Genomic DNA, 18,846 nt, shown 5'->3' on the forward strand with positions numbered 1-18,846 from the left:
CGCCATTTTTTTATGAGGGAAATGAAGAAAGAAATATTCTTTTGATTATAGGGGCGTGCAGGAATGAAATGGAAAGCATATTTCCTGCTAGCTTTCTTACACTGAGTCGATTGGCGATAGGCGCGGCGCGCGGCTTACCGCGCGCCGGCGGACCGAATCGCAGCCACCGTAAATAGGAGTCACCGCATGACGTATTCGAGCTATCACAAGAAGGACATCGACGGCCGTCCGTTGCATCCGGAAACGCAGATGATGTCGTACGGATTCGATCCGTTCCTGTCCGAAGGTGCGGTGAAGCCGCCGGTGTTCCTGACGTCGACGTTCGCGTTCCGCTCGGCGGAGGACGGCGCCGATTTCTTCGACGTCGTGTCGGGCCGCAAGCCGCTCCCGCAGGGCGAGGCGGCGGGTCTTGTCTACAGCCGCTTCAATCATCCGAATCTCGAGATCGTCGAGGACCGCCTCGCGCTGCTCGACGGCTCCGAGGCGGCCGTCGTCACGTCGAGCGGGATGTCGGCGATCAGCGCGATCTTTCTCGCGTTCCTGCGCCCCGGCGATCAACTGGTGCAATCGGTGCCGCTCTATGGCGGCACCGAAACGCTGATCGCGAAGTTCTTCCGCGAATGGGGCGTGACCGCGCATCCGGTCGAGGACGGCCTGACGCCGCAGTCGATCGGCGCGGCGCTCGAAGCCGCCGCGCAGCAAGGCCCGGTGCGGCTTTGCTACGTCGAGACGCCGGCGAACCCGACCAACGCGCTGATCGATCTCGACGGGATGTGCCGCGAGCTCGATGCATTCGAGGCGCGTCACGGCTATCGCCCGATTTCGGTGTGCGACAACACGCTGCTCGGGCCGATCTTCCAGAAGCCGAGCGAGCATGGCGTCGACATGTCGGTGTACTCGCTGACCAAGTACGTCGGCGGCCATAGCGACCTCGTCGCCGGCGGCGTGACGGGCCGCAGGGATCTCGTCGCGAAGGTGCGGGCGGTGCGCAGCGCATTCGGTTCGCAGCTCGATCCGCATTCGTCGTGGATGCTGATCCGCTCGATGGAGACGGTCGTGCTGCGGATGAGGCAGGCGGCGCGCACGGCGTCGGCGGTCGCGAAGTGGCTGGCGACGAATCCGTATCAGAAGGTCGACGTGTATCACCCGGAGCTGATCGTCGACGACGCTTATCAGGCCGTGTACGAGCGGCAATGCGAGGGCGCAGGCTCGACGTTCGCGTTCGTGCTGAACGGCGGTCGCGCCGAAGCATTCCGCTTCATCAACGCGCTGCATCTGTTCAAGTCGGCGGTGAGTCTCGGCGGCACCGAGTCGCTGATCTGCCATCCGGCGTCGACGACGCATTCGGGCGTTCCGCAAGAGGCGCGCAAGGCGGCGGGCGTGTCGGAAGGGTTGATTCGCGTGTCGATTGGCCTCGAGCACGAGGACGATCTGATCGCGGATCTCGACAACGCGTTTCGCCGATCCGGCCTCGCTGCGAGCGAGTAACACGCGAGCGGCGACGGGTCCGCGAACGATCGGCCCGGCGTAGTCAGCGTTCCTGAACGAATGCTGTGCCGGGCCTGACGGCGTTTGTTGATATGAAGGTCATGCTCGGTGCATGTCCGGAATCGTCGGCTGGCGGCGCTGCGTCGCCAGCCGACGGTCATGATGAATCGCTTTCGATCCCGATGCGGATCAATCGGAATGGGATCGATACGTTGCCAATGCGGCAATGATCGCATTTCTCGATTCGAGAAAATCTTTTTGCGTTCGCTTGATTTCCTCTCCTGTCTTCGCGAAGCCGATTTTCGGAACGAGCGTCGCCGCATACAGATCGATCATCCACGGAGGCGGGTGATGAGAGACCTCGTTGTAGAGCTTTGCCGCGATGGTTTCGGCATCGATTGTTGAGGGATGCATAATAAAATTTTCAAGGAATTGATGTGGTTAACCTAGGTAATTTTTAGCGGTCGGTCAATTCAATGATTGATGTTTTTATAGTGCCGGATTCGAGTGGTTCGAAGTGCAAGTGGGTGAAGAAATTAATAAGGTATTCGAAGGTATTGGAAGTTAATCAAGTGTTGAATAGCGTTGTCTTTGTTGCGCGCGATGCACCGCTCGAGACAAAGCTGCCGTTACCTCGCACGGTGCGTCGATTCCGCCCGTCGATCCCACTGCCGGCGTGCGATCGCAATGCCGCAATCGCCCACCCGTCAAGCCACCCGGCGTGCTCGGTCGAATCCCGGTCTCGCCGCAGGTGTATCCGTGGCGAAGCCTGTCAATACGTTTCGATATGTATCCGTGATTGCATTCGTCGTACGCTCGCCTCGACAATTCTCCACGGCAGGATTCACAGGGAGATTCGATGAAAACGATCAATCGCTTCGCGAAGCGCGCGGCGCTCGTTTGCTGCGCCGGCGGCGCGCTCGTGAGCGGGGCCGCGTTCGCGCAGGTCGATCTGCAAAGCCTCGGCGCGTCGCTGCTCGGCGGCGCGTCACAGCAGGCGAGCGCGTCCGGCACATCCGGCATGTCGCAGATGCTGCAGTCGTACGTCGGCGCGAACCAGCAGGTGCTCTCGGGACAGGCGAGCCTTGCATCGGCGATGGGGCTCACGGGCGCGGCCGGGCAGGCGCAGCACGCGGCAGGTCTGTTGACGAACGGAGGCGCGAGTGCGCTGACGCCCGGTGCGTTGTCGCAGGTCGGCGGCGCGCAGCAGTCAGTCGCGCAGGCGTTGACGCAGGCGTTCGCATCGGGCGGCGCGAACGGCGCCGCGTCGGGCGCGGGCGTCGACAAGGCGGCGTTCACCCGAGGCCTGACGTCGCTCGGCGAAGGCATCACGCAGTATTCGCAACTGCAATCGGGGCTCGGGAGCCTGGGGGCGTCGAATCCCGCGTCGCTGCTGCAGGCGGGTCTCGATCCGAACAATCTGAAGGCTGCGTCGTACATCGCACAGAACGCGCCGAACCAGTTCCAGTCGATCGGCGGCACGCTCAGCGCAGCCGTGCAGTTCGCGGCGAGCCATGGGATCTCGGTGCCGTCCGTCGCATCCGCGGCGCTCAAGCTGCTGCCGTAACGCGCTTCGTCGACGCGCGCGCCGCCGCGACGGCCGGCGCGCGCTTGGCCTTGCGTCAGACGGGGTTATCCGCGTAATGCTATGGTGACGCGTTTCGTCCCCATCGGATTGTCCACATGCGCGACGCAGTCGATCTTTCCCGTTATTTCGCCCGCATCGGTTATCACGGACCGGCGGAGCCGACGCTCGACGTCCTTCGCCAACTGCAGGTGCTGCACCCGCAGTCGATTCCGTTCGAGAACCTCAATCCGTATATCGGCGCGCGCGTCGCGCTCGACCTCGAGTCGGTGGTCGACAAGCTGATCGAGCAGCGACGCGGCGGTTACTGTTTCGAGCAGAACAAGCTCTTTTACACGGTGCTCGCGCAACTCGGCTTTCGCGTGACGCCGCTGATCGCGCGCGTGCGCTGGCAGCGTCCGCCCGAAGAGTCGACCCCGCAGACGCACATGCTGCTGCGCATCGATTTGGACGGCGCGACATGGTTTGCCGACGTCGGTTTCGGCTCGACGACGCTGACGGCGCCGCTGCGCTACGACCTGAACGACGCGCAGTCGACGCCGCACGGCATGTATCGCGTCGTCGACGCGCCCGTCGCGGGCGAGCTGGAAATCGAGTGCGAGACGCCGAACGGCTGGCAGCCGCTGTATCGCTTTTCGCTGAAGCCCGTCGAGTGGATCGATTACGAGGTCGCGAACTGGTATACGTCGAGTCATCCCGATTCGTTCTTCACGCATGATCTCGTCGTGTGCCGGATCCTGCCCGACGCACGCGCGCTGCTTTTCAACGATGCGCTGACGTTGCGCACCACGGAGGGGGCGGCGCAAACGACCCGGCTGTCGGATGTCGATGCATGGACGGCGTGCTTGCGCGAGCGCTTCGGGCTCGACTTGAGCGGATTCGACGCGGCGGCGCTGTACGCGCGGGCGGTGGCGCGCGCCGAAGCGGCGGCGGCCGCGGCCGCCGAGCGGCGCGAGGACGGTGGGACGACGTAATGCGGAGCCGTGTGGTGTGCGGATGCGGCGGGCGGCAAGAAAAGCGATGTGTGGAATGCGCCACTTCGATTGCGGCGGTGCAGCACGCGTAAATGAAGGTTCCGGTGCGGCAAGCGCCGCTCATCGCATGCAATTCGGTGCACGGCGGCGACCTTGCGCAATCGGCGAGGCACGCCCGCGCAATCGATCGAGAGGAGACAGCCGAGGAGGAAACGGATGCGTGAAGTACGCTGGGCGCCGCTCGAAGACGACGGGATCGAGCATCTGGCATTCGAGCGACACGCGGGTGGCAGCATTGCCGAGAGCGTGGTCGTCGGGCGCAACGAAGGACGCGCGTACGGTCTTGCGTACCGCGTCGTCTGCGACGAACGCTGGCGCGCGAAGCACGTGCTCATCAAGATGATGGGCGGCGGCGCGCTCGAACTGCGCGGCGACGGCGAAGGCGGGTGGCGCAACGCGGCGGGCGAGCCGCTCACCGGGCTCGACGGCTGCATCGACGTCGACATCGCCGCGACGCCGTACACGAATACGTTGCCGATCCGCCGCCTCGAACTCGCGCGCGACGAACGGCAGACGATCGACGTCGTCTACGTGTCGATTCCCGACCTGGCACTCAGCCGCATGCGGCAGGCGTACCGGTGCGTCGAGCCGGACCGCCGGTATCGCTACGAAAGCGTGGCGAGCGGCTTCACCGCGGTGCTGGAAGTCGACCGCGACGGGCTCGTGATCGACTACGAGATGCTCTTCAGACGCTTGCCGGACGACGTACGCTGATTCGCCCGTGGCCGGTCGCCCGATTTTGCGGCGGCGACAGCAGTGAGTTTCTTCGGCTCGTGCGCGATCGCGAACCGGCCGATCCGCGCGGCGATCAGCGCCGCGTCGCGGATCACCGTCCAGTGCGACGCGGCAATCTCGTCGCGCCGGTGGGCGCCGAGCCAGCGGTCGAGGTTGCGGGTGAGGGCAGGCGTCACGTACCGATCGTAGCGCGGCACGATGATCTGCACCGGCGCCTGCGCATAGCGTTCGCGCGGCCGACGGGCGCGCTCGATGAAATTCGCGCGGTAGAGCTTGAGGCCGTTCAGCCCGTTGCGCAATTGATCCGGATCGGCGTCGACGACGATCCGCTCGGTCCTGCGCAGCCACAGCGGCCACAGCTTCGCGCCGCCCAGGCGCCACGCGAGCTCGGGGACGAACGGCAAATGGAAGAACGCGATGTACCACGACTTCAGCGTCTGCTTCAGATTGAGCGGCGCGCGAAGCACGTGATCGAGGCACGGCCCCGAAATCGACGTGTATGACGCGAGCCGACCCGCGATCGACGGATCGGTCGCCGCTTCCCAGCATTGAATCGAGCCCCAGTCGTGGCCGACGAGGTGAAACGGCCGGTTGCCGCACGTCACGTCGGCGACGGCGAGCAGATCCTGCGCGAGCGCGGGCAGCTTGTAGTCGACGCGGCGCTTCGGCGCATCCGATGCGCCCGCGCCGCGCACGTCGTACGCGATCACGCGAAAGCGCTTGTCGAGATGCTCGCGCACGCGCTCCCACACGCGCGCCGAATCCGGATAGCCGTGCACCAGGATCACGGGCGGAGCATTGCGCGGCCCGCTCAGATAGACAGCAAGACGCACGTCGCCCGAGCGGACCGTCAGCGTGTCGCGGACGGACGCCATCGCTTGTCCGCTTACCCGTGCTGCTGCGCCGGCGACGAATGAAGCGGCACGCGGCGCGGCGCGGCCTGGTCGGCATAGCGCTCGTTCGCAGCTTCGATGTTCGCGAGCAGCGTGTCGATGCCCTGCAGGTACTGCCGGTTGTCGTGATCCCACGGATGGAAGCCCGGCCGGAAATAGTCGAGCCATTCGAGCGCGATGCTCGGGAACACGCCGTTCTTCGGGCTGTACAGGTACTTGACGAGCCGCCACATCCCCTTCAGCTTGCCGTGGCGCATCCGGTGCGCGAACATCAGGCGCACGTGGAAGTCGAACACGACCGTCCAGAAGATCAGCGTCGTCAGCAGCATCGTGCCGGTGCGCAGTAGATAGGTCTTCACACCCGGCTTCATCACGGTGTTCCACACGTCGTACGAGACCGCCTTGTGCTCGGTCTCTTCCATCGCGTGCCACATCCACACCTGCTTGTAGCCCTCGACCGAGCCGTCGATCCGATGCTCGTGGCCCGTCAGCAGCAGATTCGCGAGGATCGCCGTGTAGTGCTCGAGCGCGATCGTGATCGCGAGCTGCATCGAATTCGGCAGCACCTTCTTCATGTAGCCGAGCAGCGCCCACAGGCGCTTGTCGAGCTTGTGCGCGGGCAGGCCGGCCGATTGCAGCAGATCGTTGTACTCGATGTGCTCGCGCGTGTGCATCGCTTCCTGGCCGATGAAGCCCGCGACCTGCTTCTTCAGCTCGGGATCATGGATCTCGTCGCGGTAGTTGCGCACCGAATCCATGAAGAAGCGCTCGCCCGCCGGGAACAGCAGCGACAGTGCGTTCATGAAGTGCGTGACGGGCGTGCCCTGGACGTGCCAGTCGTGCGCGCGATCGGGGGGCAGCGCGAAGCGGATGTCGCGCCGGACCGGCATCAAATGCGGTGTCGTCATGATTGCTCTCCTCCCTGGTTGCCTGCGTTGTTGTACGTTGCGTGCACGGGCGCCGGCGTCGCGCGGCCCGCGCGGCGGCGCGCGCGGGCGCTCTGCAGCTTCGTCGCGAGCACGACGAGCGACTGATACGCGGCGGGCAGCGTGCGCGCGAGCCAGTCGGCGCCGCGCGCGTCGCGGCCGATCAGCACGCGGCGCTTGTTCTTGCGCACGCCCAGCAGGATCACGCGCGCCGCTTCGTCGGCCGTCGTGATGAAGAACTTCTCGAAGTCCGCCTTGCCCTGCTGCTCGCTCTCGACCATGAAGCCGACCATGTTCTGCGCGAGCCGCGCCGATTGCGCGATGTTCGTGCGGATGCCGCCCGGATGCACGCAGGTCGCCGACACGCCGCACTTCATCAGGTCGAGTTCCTGGCGCAGCGACTCGGTGAAGCCGCGCACCGCGTACTTCGTCGCGTTGTAGCCGCTCATGCCCGGCTGCGCGAAGATCCCGAAGATGCTCGACGTGTTGACGATGTGGCCTTCGCCGGATGCCTTCAGGTATGGCAGGAACGCTTTCGTCCCGTGGACGACGCCCCAGAAGTTGATGTTCACGATCCACTCGAGATCGCTGTATTCCATCCCGTCGATCGTGCTCGACAGCGCGACGCCTGCGTTGTTGAAGACGAGGTTCACGCGGCCGTGCGCAGCGGCTGTTTCGTCGGCCCAGGCGTGCATCGCGGCGCGGTCGCCGACGTCGAGCACGCAGGTCGTTACGCGCACCGACGGCGCGAGCGCGCGGACGATCCGCTCGGTCTCGGCGAGGCCGACCGCGTTCTTGTCGGCGAGCGCGACGTGGCAATGCTGTTGCGCGAGCTGCACCGCGAGCGAGCGGCCCATGCCCGAGCCGGCGCCCGTGATTGCAGCGACTTTGTTGGAAAAGGATTTCATGTCGTAGGCTCGTGTGGTGTCTGGGCTCAGGCGGTCGTCTCGGCGGAGGTCGTCGCGACGACGGCGTTCGGCAGCGTCGGCGCCGGCTGCGCGTTTTGACGCGGGTTCGCGTAGTACGCGTGGTAGTCCGCCATCGAGAAGAACGCGGTTTCCTGCCGGAAGCGCCACGTGAAAGTCGGCCACAGCGTCGTGTTCTTGCCGTTGCGCGGATCGAGATACCAACTGTTGCAGCCGCCCGTCGACCAGACTGCGCTCTTCAGCTTGTTCTGGATGCGATTGTTGTATTCGAGCTCGACGAGCGGACGGACTTCGATCGCTTCCGCGCGCTCGGTGCGCATCGCCTTCAATGCGCCGAGCACGTACTCGATCTGCGACTCGATCATGTAAACCATCGAGTTGTGGCCGAGACCCGTGTTCGGTCCCATCAGGATGAACCAGTTCGGATAGCCGGGGACGGTCGCGCCGAGATACGCGTGCAGGCCGTCGCGCCATGCGTCGACGATGTCGACGCCGCCGCGCCCGACGATCGTGCCGCGCGGGAATGGGTTGTTGATCTGGAAGCCCGTGCCGTAGATCAGGCAGTCGACTTCATGGCGCTTGCCGTCCGTCGTGACCACCGCGTTTTTCTCGATCCGCTCGATGCCCGTCGTGACGACGTCGACGTTCTTGCGTGTGAGCGCCGGGTAATAGTCGTTCGACATCAGAATCCGCTTGCAGCCGATCGTGTAGTCAGGTGTCACCGCGGCGCGCAGCTCCGGTTCGGAAATCTGCTTGCCGATGTGGCGCAGCGCGAGCTTCTGCACGAGCTTCATCGTCGACGGATGGATCGCGAAGCCGAGCACGCGCGATTCGAGCATCCAGTAGAGACCGCCGCGCAGCAGCTTCTGCGTGAACGGCAGATTGCGGAACAGCCATTGCTCGAAGCCGCTGACCGGGCGGTCCGGCTTCGGCATGATCCACGGCGGCGTGCGCTGGAACAGCGCGAGGTTCGCGACGCGCGGCGCAATCTGCGGGACGAACTGGATCGCGCTCGCGCCCGTGCCGATCACGGCGACGCGCTTGCCTTCGAGCGGATAATCGTGATTCCAGTCCTGCGAGTGAAACGTCTCGCCCTTGAACGTCTCGATGCCGGGGATGTTCGGATACGCGGCGCGCGACAGCCCGCCCATGCCGGATACGAGCACGCGCGCGGACACGCGCTTGCCGTTCGCGAACGTCAGGTGCCAGCGATGCGCGGTCTCATCGTAGGTCGCATTGGCGAGCTCGTGGTTGAAGCGCAGATGCGAGCCGACGTTGAAGCGCTGCACGCAGTCTTCCATGTACGCGCGGATTTCCGGCTGCGGCGCGAACATGCGCGTCCAGCGCGGATTCGGCGCGAACGAGAACGAATAGACATGCGACTGGACGTCGCACGCGCAACCGGGGTAGTGGTTGTCGCGCCAGGTGCCGCCGACCGAGCTGGCTTTCTCGAACACCGCGAAATCCTGGTTGCCGGTCTGCCGGAGGCGAATCGCCATGCCGAGCCCGGAAAAACCGGTGCCGATGATGGCGATATCGATGGTTTCTTCGTGCTTTGTGTTGTCGAGCGGACCGAAAGACATATTGCGCGCGTTCATCCAAGCGTCTCCATTTTGGCTCATTTTTTACTGTTACATTGATTGATGTAACCATAGATCGTGAGAGCCGAAACCGCAAGCCGGGTAGACACAGCCCTCTAAGCGCGGGATTCAACGGATGCCGACGCCCGCCGGATGCGCTTGCGCGGGAGAAAGCGCGGTGGAGCAGGGAATCGCCATGCTGCGTCGCAAAATCGCGTGCGATCCCCAACAGATTAAGGATTGCGACGCGGATTCGATTAATTTGATTTGCGGCGCAGCACGCCGAACGCAATAGTCAATTGCGCGACGGCATAAAAACCCCAGATGAAATAATCGACGCCGGAAAACGCGCCGAGAAAACGATCGATGCCGATCAGCGCGTCGGAGGCGACGAACACGAGTGCGCCGATCGCGACCTGCGGGCCGGGTGTGCGGGCGCACAGCGCGAGGCTTGCCATCGCGACGAGCACGGCGATGTAGACGGCGACCGGCGCGGCGAGCGCGGCGAGATGGGGAAAGAACGCGGCGTAGAGCGCGGGTGCGGCGATCCACAGAGCGACGAGCGCGGCGGCGCGCAGTCCGCTCGGCGCGGCGCGCCACGGCGCGAACAGCGCGCAGTACGCGAGATGCGCGAGCAGGAACGCGCCGAGGCCGGCGACGAACGACGGCGGCCATTCGGAAAGCGCGAGCAGCACGTCGCCGAGCATGGACGCGGCGAATGCGATGCCAAGCCAGGCGCGCTCGCGCGCGAGCGGATGCTGCAGCGCTGCGAGGAACAGCAGCGCGCCGAGCGCGGCTTTCGCGGCGGGCTGGCCGGAATAGGGCGCGTGGCCGAGCGACAGCCCATACAGCAGCGCGGCAAGCGCGGCGGCGAGCCAGAGGCCGCGCGTGCGCGGGGGCAGGTTGGACAACACGATCGGGCGGTCTCCTCGCACGCAGCTCGTTATCGGGTGCGCGGGCGGCGTCGCGGTCGACGCACGATGTCCGCGCGGCCGTCCATTATCCGCAAGAAGACGTTATCGGGGACGGACGAATCCTTCTAACCGGGCTGCGGGCGAGGCGCTGCGCCTATTTCGCCGCGAGCGCGGCGGCGTTCCGGTCGGTCCAGACGTTGTCGCCGACGGTCAGCTTCTGCGGGATCAGCTTCGCTGCGTGAAACGCGTCGGCGACGCCCTGTTGCGACGCGACGATCTTTCCGTCGAGCGGCGCCGCGCCGTACGGCACGCGTTTCATCCAGGTCTCGACGAGCGCCTGATCGAGGCCGATTTTCGGCGCGATCAGCGCGGCGGTTTCGGCGGGATGCGCGTTGATCCACTGGCCGGTCTCGCGCAATTGCTGCAGCACCGCGCCGACGATGTCCGGATGCCGGGTCGCGAAGTCGCGCGTCGCTTCGTAGAAGTTGTAGGCGGAAGGCAGGCCCGTGTAGTCGGCGAGCGTGCGCGCCTTCAGCGCCTGCTGCGCGGCCGCATAGTACGGGTCCCAGACGACCCAGGCGTCGACGTTGCCGCTCTCGAACGCGGCGCGCGCATCGGCGGGCGGCAGATAGATCGGGCGAATCTCGTCGTAGCGCACGCCGGCCTTCTGCAGCGCCTTCAGCAACAGGTAGTTCGCGCTCGATCCCTTTTGCAGCGCGACTTTTCGGCCTCTCAGGTCGGCGACGGTCTTGAGCGGCGAATCGGCCTTCACGATGATCGCCTCGTTGTGCGGCGACGGCGGCTCCGCGCCGACGTAGACGAAGCGCACGCCGCTCGCCTGCGCGAACACGGCGGGCGGAGCGCCCGTGTAGCCGATGTCGATGCTGTCCGCGTTCAGCGCTTCGAGCAGTTGCGGGCCGGCCGGGAACTCGAACCATTTGACCGCGTAGCCGAGCGGCTTCACCCGCGTCTCGAGCGAGCCTTGCGCCTTGACGACAGCGAGCAGTCCCGCTTTCTGATAGCCGACGCGCAGCACCTTGCCGCCCGCGTCGTCCTGCGCGAAGGCGGCGACGGTGACGAGCGACGCGAGCGCGGCGGCTACGGTTCGGGGAATCCAGCGGGCAGGGCGAATCATCGGCAATCTCCACGACGTTGAACGAAACGGGCGGCGCGCACGCCGCTCGGGTCGGGAAATCGTCGCACAGGCGGTCGCCGGTGCGAACCAAGCATTGCCGATATCAATATGGCGCGCGCGTCTAACGTTTTTTCGGAGCGTCCTTCGCCGCGGTTCGTTCGAACCCGGACTCTCCGTCGCGCGCCGCCTGGGAACTCAGCTTCTTGTCGAGGATCGTCGCGACGCGGCCGCCCAAATAGGCGCTCGACGCCGCTTCGAGCGCCCGGTTCATCTCGCCTTCGACGAACACCGACGAGAGCGGACGCAGCCGCCAGATCGCGTCGACGAGCGCCGGCACGTCGGTCGGCGGCGGCAGCGAGCCTTCGTCGTAGCGATCGAGGCGGCGCACGACGAGCTCGACGAGCACGCGCGCGATCGCATCGAAATACGGCCGCGTGATGCTGATCGCGTCGAGCAGTTCGCGCGCCGGGATGCCCTCGCGTACCATCGCGGCCGCGGCTTCGAGGAGCGCCGGACTTTTCGCGACGAACGACATGCCGCGCCGCTCGAGCAGGCCGAGCTCGGCGACGCGCCCGAGCGATGCGGGCGTCTGCGGGCCGAACATCTGGATCAGCTGCGCGAGCGAGAAGGATTGCGGGCGCTCGTTGGACCAGCGGCCGCCGATCGCGTTTTCGAGCCCGAGGATCGAGCGCAGGTCGTGGCCGTCGTCGATCGCCTTGATCAGGTCTTGGATGTTCGACAGCGTGTAGCCGCGCGCGAGCAGATGATTGATGACCTTCAGGCGAGCGACGTGCGTGTCGTCATAGATGCCGACGCGGCCGCGTTTGCGCGGCGGTGCGAGCAGGCCGCGATCCTGATACGCGCGTACGTTGCGCACCGTCGTGTCCGACACGCGCGCGAGCTCGTCGACCGTGTATTCGTTCAACGTCGACGCGTCCGGGGCAGCGTCGGCGGGAGTGGTTGGGTTCGATTTCGGCATGCAACGATTTTAGCGCGACCGAGCGCTTCAGTGCGAGGCGTCGGCGTCGGAGGGCGGTTTTTGTGCGCCGTCTCCGAGCACTCGCTGCATCAGCGCGGTGTCGATCCAGCGGCCGTGCTTGAAGCCCACGCCGCGCAGCGTGCCGACCGGCTCGAAGCCGAGCGCGCGATGCAGCGACGTCGAGCCGCCGCTGCCGCCGTCTGCGACGACCGCGATCATCTGCCGCCATGGCCCCGCTTCGCAACGCTCGATCAGCGCGGCGAGCAGCACGCGGCCGATGCCGCGGCCGCGGTGTGCGTCGTTCACGTAGATCGAATCTTCGATCGCGTAGCGATAGGCGCTGCGCGGCCGATACGGCGTCGCGTACGCGTAGCCCGCGACGACGCCGTCCAATTCGGCGACGAGATACGGCAGGCCGTGCCGCAGCACCGCTTCGCGTCGCGTGCGCAGATCGTCGACGGAAGGCGGCGTCTCCTCAAACGACGCGACGCCCGTCACCACGTGATGCGCGTAGATCGCCCGGATTGCTTCGAGGTCGTGCTCGGCGGCGTCGCGGATGATGGCGGTGGAAAGGGTGGGCGCGTCGGAGGCTTTCATCGCAAAACGGGGCGGGAGTGATGGAATCGATACTATGCGCGCCTTCAAAAATGTCCGCAAAGCGAGGGACGCGATCGCGCGCAGCCGGAATTTCCGGAGATTGCGCGCGCAATGGGCGGTCATTCATGTTTCGATTTTCCAGCGGCGGCGAAGACGACTCGATTCGATCGATGGTGCCTTGCGATTTCGCTTAACGCCGTCGACTGCCTTATAATCCGCGGCCGTTCCGAGACGCGCGGCGTGCAGCGGGAAACCGGCGTTGTCGTTCGACACGAACGCGTCACGAAAAAATGCCCGCGATGATTTGAACGAAATGAATAAACAAAACAGCAAACCGGCCGAACTTCAAAAGAAGAACGATGCGCGTCGCAAGCCCGGCGCGCGGGCCGCGCTCCTCGACAACGACAACATCGTATACGCGCTGCATGTCGGCCACGAGCTGAAGTTATTCCCGCAGCCGTGCAAGCGGGACGCGAAGTGATCGACCGGGCCGCCGCGCGCGCAGGCGGCTCGAGTCACGCTTTTTTCCTGAACGGCACGTCTTCGACGAACCACGCGAGCGCGAATGCGATCGCAATCACCGCCGCTGCACACAGATAGACCGTGTGCAGCGAGCTCGCGAACGCGTGCAGATACGCGCCGCGCACCGTGTCGGGCAACTGGCGGACGGCCGAGGGGCCGAGCGACGGCGGCAGCTCCGCGTCGGGCGGCAGCGCGGCCGCGAGTCGCGCGTGCAGCCCGTTCGAGAACAGCGCGCCGAACGCGGCGACGCCGAGCGAGCCGCCGATCGAGCGAAACAGCGTCGCGCCGGACGTCGCGACACCCAGATGCCGGAACTCGACCGTGTTCTGCACCGCGAGCACGATGACGGGCATCACCATGCCGAGTCCGCCGCCCAGCAGCGCCATGTACAGGTACATCGCGCGCAGCGGCGTGTCGAGCGACAGCGTCGCGAGGAGCAGCATCGCCGCGCCGGCGACGAACGTGCCCGCGATCGGAAAGAGGCGATACTTGCCGAGCTTCGTGATGAGCCGCCCGCTCGCGATCGACGTCGCGAGTATCCCGCCCATCAGCGGCAGTAGCTGCATGCCGGCCTTCGACGGCGTCGAGCCCTTGACGACCTGCAGATAGAGCGGCAGGAACGTGACCGAACCGAACAGCGACAGACCGACGACGAAGCCGATCAGGCTGCACAGCACGAAGGTCCGGTGGCGGAACAGCGCGAGCGGCATGATCGGCTCGGCGGCGAGGCGTTCCTCGTAGACGAAGCCCGCCGTCGCGACGAGGCCGAGCGCGAGCGTGAGCCATAGCTGCGGCGACGACCACGGCAGGATCGTGCCGCCCTGGCTCGTGAACAGCACGACGCAGGTGAGTGCGGTCGCGAGGAACGCGGCGCCCGCGTAGTCGATCCGATGCCGCACGTGCGCGGTGTGCGGCTTGAACGCCGCGCCAATCACCGCGAACGCGAGCGCGCCGAGCGGCAGATTGATGTAGAAGATCCAGCGCCATGACAGGTGCTGGACGAGAAACCCGCCGAGGAGCGGCCCGATCACCGTCGCGATTCCGTACACGCCGCCGAACATCCCCTGAAAGCGGCCGCGCTCGTCGGGCGGGATCAGATCGGCGATCGCCGCCATCGTGACGACCATCAGCCCGCCGCCGCCGAGCCCCTGCAGCGCGCGCAAAACGATCAGTTGCGTCATGTCCTGCGCGAGCCCGCACAGCGCCGAGCCGACGACGAACAGCACGATCGCCGCCTGCAGCACGATCTTGCGCCCGTACAGATCGCCGAGCTTGCCGTACAGCGGCAGCACGACGGTCGACGACAACAGGTACGCGGTGACGACCCAGGACAGCTGCTCGAGGCCGCCGAGCTCGCCGACGATCGTCGGCAGCGCGGTCGACACGATCGTCTGATCGAGCGCCGACAGCAGCAGCACGAGCAGCAGCGCGGCAATCGTGAGCCGCACGGACGCGCCCGGGCGGCCGGCGTCGGCTGGGGCGGGCAGCGCGGAGGATTCGGTAGGCATAAGGCGTCGTTTCGTCGTTGGGGGCGACACGGAATGTAGGAACAATCGATTGACTAGTCAATATCTGCTTCGTCACAACATATTCCAGCGGTTACGAACCGTGACGGCGGCCGTCGGGCGGCGCGCCGCGGCAAGTCGCCGCAGCGCTTGATGCGTCTCAAGTTTTCAGGCGCGGGGCCGTAATACCGGCGACTGTCCCCCAAACCGACGGCTACCACTTACGGCTTTTCCTGGTCATGAACGCTTTTTTTTCCCGCTTTTCGATTCGCACCCGGATCTTCTCGACGCTCGGGCTCGTCGCCGTGCTGCTGACGATCACGGGCGTGATCGGCTTCTTCAGCATGCAGAACTCGAACGCCGCGCTCGACGACGCGTACACGCGGCAACTCGCGGCGAAGACGGCGCTCGCGTCGTCGAGCCTCAACCTCGCGATCACGCGCACGACGCTCGATCGCGTGATCCTGCATCCGGAGGCGCCCGACACCGCGAATACGATCGCGAAGGCGGAGCAGTACCTGGCCGCGTCGGACCGCGGCTGGCGCGATTATGACGCGCTGCCCCGCAGCGACGACGAGAAGGCGCTCGCCGGTCAGGCGAACGCCGCGCGCCGCGCGCTCGTCGACGATGCGCTCAAGCCGATGATCGACGCGCTGAAGGCGGGCCGGCACGACGATGCCGATCGTCTGATGATGACGGTCGCGCCGCCGCTGTCGGTTGCGTGGACGAAGGCGACAACCGCGCTCGACGACGCGCGCGCAGCGTACGGCAAGGCGGCCCACGGCGACGCCGAGCAAATGTACGTGTGGCTGCGGCTCGCGCTCGGCGGCGGGATCGTGTTCGGTCTCGCCGCATGCCTCGGCTGCGCGATCGGCCTGCATTTCGCGATCTCACAGCCGCTCGTGCGGATCCTCACGCACCTGCGCCGCTTGTCTGACGGCGATCTGACGACCGAACTGCGCTGGACGTCGCACGACGAAATGGCCGAGCTCGTGACCGGCCTGACGACGATGCAGCGCAGCCTGTCCGACACGGTGCGCAAGGTGACGGACGGCTCCGAGTCGATCGCGACCGCGACGCGCCAGATCGCGGCCGGCAACACTGACCTGTCGCAGCGCACCGAGGAGCAGGCGGCCGCGCTGCAGCAGACCGCGGCGAGCATGGAGCAACTGACCGCGACGGTGAAGCAGAACGCGGACAACGCGCGCGAAGCGCAGAACTGCGCCGACACCGCGACCAACATCGCGACGAAGGGCGCGACGGTCGTGGGCGAGGTGGTCGGCACGATGGCCGAGATCGATCAGAGCTCGCAGAAGGTGGCCGACATCATCGGCACGATCGAAGGGATCGCGTTCCAGACCAACATCCTCGCGCTCAATGCGGCGGTCGAGGCGGCGCGCGCGGGCGAACAGGGCCGCGGCTTCGCGGTCGTCGCGGGCGAGGTGCGCACGCTCGCGCAGCGCTCCGCATCGGCGGCGAAGGAGATCAAGGCGCTGATCGGCGAATCGGTCGAGCGGGTGGCGACGGGCTCACGCCTCGTCGGCTCGGCGGGCGACACGATGCAGGAGATCCAGCGCGCGATCGCGCGCGTGACGGGCATCATGACCGAGATCTCGGCCGCGTCGAACGAGCAGCGCGACGGCATCGAGCAGGTGAACCGCGCTGTGTCGCAGATGGATCAGGTGTCGCAGCAGAACGCGGCGCTCGTCGAGCAGGCGGCGGCCGCCGCCGCGTCGCTCGAAGAGCAGGCGGACGGGTTGCGCCGCACGGTCGGCGCATTCCGCGTCGCCTGACGTTTACGCTGCCCGATTTCCCGATATTTCGGCGCGCGGGACGGTTGATCCGTGCGTGCGTCCGGCCTCGCCTGACGCGATTCGGCGCCATCTTGCGTTAGCGCCCGTCATGCGGAGGGCGCGATCCGCTCCGCTGCCCGCCGCGACGCGACGACGATCAGCTTCATCGTCGCGCGCGTCGCGCCGACGAACAGCTTGCGCGCCGCGCGCGCGTCGAACGTGTCGAAGTCGACTTCGGTCAGGATCACGCACGGCGCCGCCTGCCCTTTGAAGCGATAGATCGAATCCAGCAGCACGTCGCCTTCCCGATATTCCGGATTTCCGAACAGGTCGTACTTGCCGGTGAAGCTTTTCACGCGGTGCGGGCCGAGCTGGTCGAGCGCCGTGAACGCCGAGCCCTCCCGTCCCCTGAACGACAGCACCGCGATGTCCTGCTTGCGAAAGCCGAGCGCCAGCGCATGCGTGACCGCGCGCTTCGTCGCGTCGATGCAGGCTTGCGCGGCGGATTCCGTGTCCGTCGCATCGTAAGCGGAGATCGAGATCTCCGATCCGCCGAACGGGCTGCCCGACGCGAGCTCGGTCGCGAGCGGCTCGACGCCGCCGACGACGTCGCGCACGTAGTCGAGGATGTCGCGCGGGCTCCGGTAGTTGGTCGTTTCCTTGAGCGTCACCCAGCCGGGCAGCGGCACGCTGTCGCGCATGTAGAGATTCTGAAGCGGATCTTCGAGCCACCACCCCGCGCCGCCCGGCGCGACGAGCCGCTCGAGCGCGGCCGCCCATGGCGGCTGGAAGTCCTGGCCTTCGTCGACGATCAGCGTATCGAACCGCCAGCGCTCGGCGACCGGCGTGTGCGCGAAGCGCGCTTCCAGTTGCGCGAACGCGTCGCGCGTGCCGAAGTCGGGCACGTGGCCGCCGTCGCGCGCGACCCAGTCGCAGAGCTGGTGGTAGTTCGCGATCTTCGCGCCTTCGGGCGCGATCCGCGCGACATGATCGGCGAGCGGCCGGTTGAAGCACACGTACAGCACGCGCTTGCCCGCCGAGATCGCGTCGCGCATCGCCTGCACCGCGAGCTGCGTCTTGCCGGAGCCCGCGGTCGCGATCACGCGCAGCCGGAATGGCGTGAACTCGAGCCGGCGCGCCCACGTGGCGAGGCCGCCCGACAGCCGGGTGACGAGTGTGTCTGCCTGGCCGACGAGCGCGCTCGTGTCGGGCGTCAGCGACAGCTCGTCCGCGAGGAAATGGTGGATTTTCGCGACGCTCGGAAAGGGCGGTTCGTCGGCGGGCAGCGCATCGACGATGCGCGCGGCGAATTCGCGCCTGCGCGTCGCGTCGACGATCCGCGCGGGCGCGACGCCCGCGATCGCCGGATTCTTCACCGTGTAGTCCGGGCAGTACAGCAGTTCCTCGACGCCGTACGCGCCCGCACCGAACGCGGCGGTGAGCCGCCGATGCAGGTTCTCGAGCGTGCGCGCGAGCTGGATCGACACGTTGCGTTCGGTCTGCAGATAGACCTTGGCGAGCCCCTTCGGGGTTTCGCGCAGGAAGCCCGCCTTCTGCTCGATCACCAGCACGCGTCCGGCCGGGCTCACGATCACGAAATTCGCTTCGCCGAACACCGAGAAATTCTGGTCGGCGCGCGTCCAGTGCACACCGTGGTAGACGGTGTAGGCGTCGGGCAGCATCCGTTCGAGCGTCGCGAGCGTCTCGCGCTCGCGCTCCGCCGCGCCCGTGGCGGCGAGGTTCTTCCAGTCGTCGGGAATGATGCGGGCCATGTCGGGTCCTGGCAGGGCGTGCGATGGGGAAGGATCGCCGGCTATTGTACGCAGGCGCGTGCGGGACGGGGCGCGCCGCAGTTCGCGGGACGCGATGCGAGTCGAACGAACGATCGGGCGCATGGGGGGGATCGATGTGTGCGGATGTGCGCGGCGAATGCGCCCGGCGCGCGCGGCGAATGCGCGGATCGGCGCGACATATCGTCGGCGGCGCGGAAATCGGGCGACGTGGAAAGAGGCAAGATGCCGCTGCCGATGCGCTCGCGCATGGGGCGCGATGCTTCTCGTCAGAAGCCCCAAAGTAACCAACATGTAACCAAATCCGAAGCAACCTGCCAGCCAAAGGTTTATGACGAAGTGCACCACGAACCATCATCATGAGTCCACCTGTACATTGGTGACACCCCTCCTGACGGCCCTCGCTGGGATTGCACACGGTCGAAAGACGCTCAGAAAAATCAT

17 protein-coding genes and 1 pseudogene are annotated in these 18,846 nt (G+C 66.3%); 6 read left to right on the top strand and 12 right to left on the bottom strand.

The window, feature by feature from the left end:
• Positions 1–10 precede the first annotated feature (10 nt).
• Positions 11–207 (bottom strand): annotated as a pseudogene (locus WS69_RS35580) (hypothetical protein).
• Between WS69_RS35580 and WS69_RS28280 the strand changes: the two are divergent.
• Entirely contained in the window at positions 187–1,488 is a 1,302-nt protein-coding gene (locus tag WS69_RS28280; protein ID WP_059473943.1) for a cystathionine gamma-synthase family protein, read from the top strand. The pseudogene WS69_RS35580 and the gene WS69_RS28280 sit on opposite strands and share 21 nt — an antisense overlap.
• 189 nt (positions 1,489–1,677) lie before the next feature.
• Here the strand turns inward: WS69_RS28280 and WS69_RS28285 are convergent, their stop codons facing one another.
• Positions 1,678–1,902 (bottom strand): hypothetical protein, encoded by a 225-nt coding sequence (locus WS69_RS28285; protein WP_059473944.1) that lies wholly within the window; start codon positions 1,900–1,902, stop codon positions 1,678–1,680.
• A gap of 445 nt (positions 1,903–2,347) precedes the next feature.
• On the opposite strand from WS69_RS28285, the gene WS69_RS28290 reads away from it, so the two are divergent.
• The 3 genes from WS69_RS28290 (at position 2,348) to WS69_RS28300 (ending at position 4,821) form a co-directional block, all read left to right on the top strand.
• On the top strand, positions 2,348–3,055 hold the full coding sequence (locus tag WS69_RS28290; protein WP_059473945.1) for a hypothetical protein: 708 nt from the start codon (positions 2,348–2,350) through the stop codon (positions 3,053–3,055).
• Between the two features lie 116 nt (positions 3,056–3,171).
• On the top strand, positions 3,172–4,047 hold the full coding sequence (locus WS69_RS28295; protein ID WP_059473946.1) for an arylamine N-acetyltransferase family protein: 876 nt from the start codon (positions 3,172–3,174) through the stop codon (positions 4,045–4,047).
• A gap of 216 nt (positions 4,048–4,263) precedes the next feature.
• Positions 4,264–4,821: a putative glycolipid-binding domain-containing protein gene (locus WS69_RS28300; protein WP_059473947.1), complete on the top strand. Its 558-nt coding sequence runs from the start codon at positions 4,264–4,266 to the stop codon at positions 4,819–4,821.
• On the opposite strand, the gene WS69_RS28305 is transcribed toward WS69_RS28300, so the two are convergent.
• From WS69_RS28305 to WS69_RS28340, 8 genes are all read right to left on the bottom strand, one after another.
• Positions 4,779–5,717 (bottom strand): alpha/beta fold hydrolase, encoded by a 939-nt coding sequence (locus tag WS69_RS28305; RefSeq protein WP_059473948.1) that lies wholly within the window; start codon positions 5,715–5,717, stop codon positions 4,779–4,781. The two genes, WS69_RS28300 and WS69_RS28305, sit on opposite strands and share 43 nt — an antisense overlap.
• Positions 5,718–5,728: 11 nt before the next feature.
• Positions 5,729–6,643 (bottom strand): metal-dependent hydrolase, encoded by a 915-nt coding sequence (locus tag WS69_RS28310; protein ID WP_059473949.1) that lies wholly within the window; start codon positions 6,641–6,643, stop codon positions 5,729–5,731.
• The gene (locus tag WS69_RS28315) at positions 6,640–7,569 is read right to left on the bottom strand and encodes an SDR family NAD(P)-dependent oxidoreductase (RefSeq protein WP_059473950.1); all 930 of its coding nucleotides are present in this window, start codon (positions 7,567–7,569) and stop codon (positions 6,640–6,642) included. The genes WS69_RS28310 and WS69_RS28315 overlap by 4 nt, the downstream gene beginning before the upstream one ends.
• A 26-nt stretch (positions 7,570–7,595) precedes the next feature.
• Entirely contained in the window at positions 7,596–9,185 is a 1,590-nt protein-coding gene (locus WS69_RS28320) for a flavin-containing monooxygenase (protein ID WP_059473951.1), read from the bottom strand.
• Between the two features lie 239 nt (positions 9,186–9,424).
• Positions 9,425–10,081 (bottom strand): lysoplasmalogenase, encoded by a 657-nt coding sequence (locus tag WS69_RS28325; protein ID WP_059473952.1) that lies wholly within the window; start codon positions 10,079–10,081, stop codon positions 9,425–9,427.
• A gap of 154 nt (positions 10,082–10,235) precedes the next feature.
• Positions 10,236–11,216: a sulfonate ABC transporter substrate-binding protein gene (locus tag WS69_RS28330; protein WP_059473953.1), complete on the bottom strand. Its 981-nt coding sequence runs from the start codon at positions 11,214–11,216 to the stop codon at positions 10,236–10,238.
• Between the two features lie 121 nt (positions 11,217–11,337).
• Complete coding sequence (locus tag WS69_RS28335; RefSeq protein WP_059473954.1) at positions 11,338–12,195, bottom strand: MerR family transcriptional regulator; 858 nt, start codon at positions 12,193–12,195, stop codon at positions 11,338–11,340.
• 27 nt (positions 12,196–12,222) lie between these two features.
• Positions 12,223–12,792, bottom strand: coding sequence for a GNAT family N-acetyltransferase (locus tag WS69_RS28340; protein ID WP_059473955.1), 570 nt, complete (start codon positions 12,790–12,792; stop codon positions 12,223–12,225).
• A 259-nt stretch (positions 12,793–13,051) separates the two neighbouring features.
• Between WS69_RS28340 and WS69_RS33895 the strand changes: the two genes are divergently transcribed.
• The gene (locus tag WS69_RS33895) at positions 13,052–13,273 is read left to right on the top strand and encodes a hypothetical protein (RefSeq protein WP_156438444.1); all 222 of its coding nucleotides are present in this window, start codon (positions 13,052–13,054) and stop codon (positions 13,271–13,273) included.
• Positions 13,274–13,307: 34 nt separating this feature from the next.
• Here WS69_RS33895 and WS69_RS28345 read toward each other — a convergent pair whose 3' ends face one another.
• On the bottom strand, positions 13,308–14,822 hold the full coding sequence (locus tag WS69_RS28345; protein WP_059473956.1) for an MDR family MFS transporter: 1,515 nt from the start codon (positions 14,820–14,822) through the stop codon (positions 13,308–13,310).
• A gap of 236 nt (positions 14,823–15,058) precedes the next feature.
• Here WS69_RS28345 and WS69_RS28350 point away from each other — a divergent pair, with 236 nt between their 5' ends.
• Positions 15,059–16,612: a methyl-accepting chemotaxis protein gene (locus WS69_RS28350; protein ID WP_082716562.1), complete on the top strand. Its 1,554-nt coding sequence runs from the start codon at positions 15,059–15,061 to the stop codon at positions 16,610–16,612.
• A 107-nt stretch (positions 16,613–16,719) separates the two neighbouring features.
• On the opposite strand, the gene WS69_RS28355 is transcribed toward WS69_RS28350, so the two are convergent.
• Entirely contained in the window at positions 16,720–18,384 is a 1,665-nt protein-coding gene (locus tag WS69_RS28355) for an ATP-binding domain-containing protein (protein WP_059473958.1), read from the bottom strand.
• Between the last annotated feature and the right edge of the window lie 462 nt (positions 18,385–18,846).

The sequence above is a fragment of the Burkholderia sp. BDU5 genome, from assembly GCF_001522845.1.
Lineage (GTDB): Bacteria > Pseudomonadota > Gammaproteobacteria > Burkholderiales > Burkholderiaceae > Burkholderia > Burkholderia mayonis.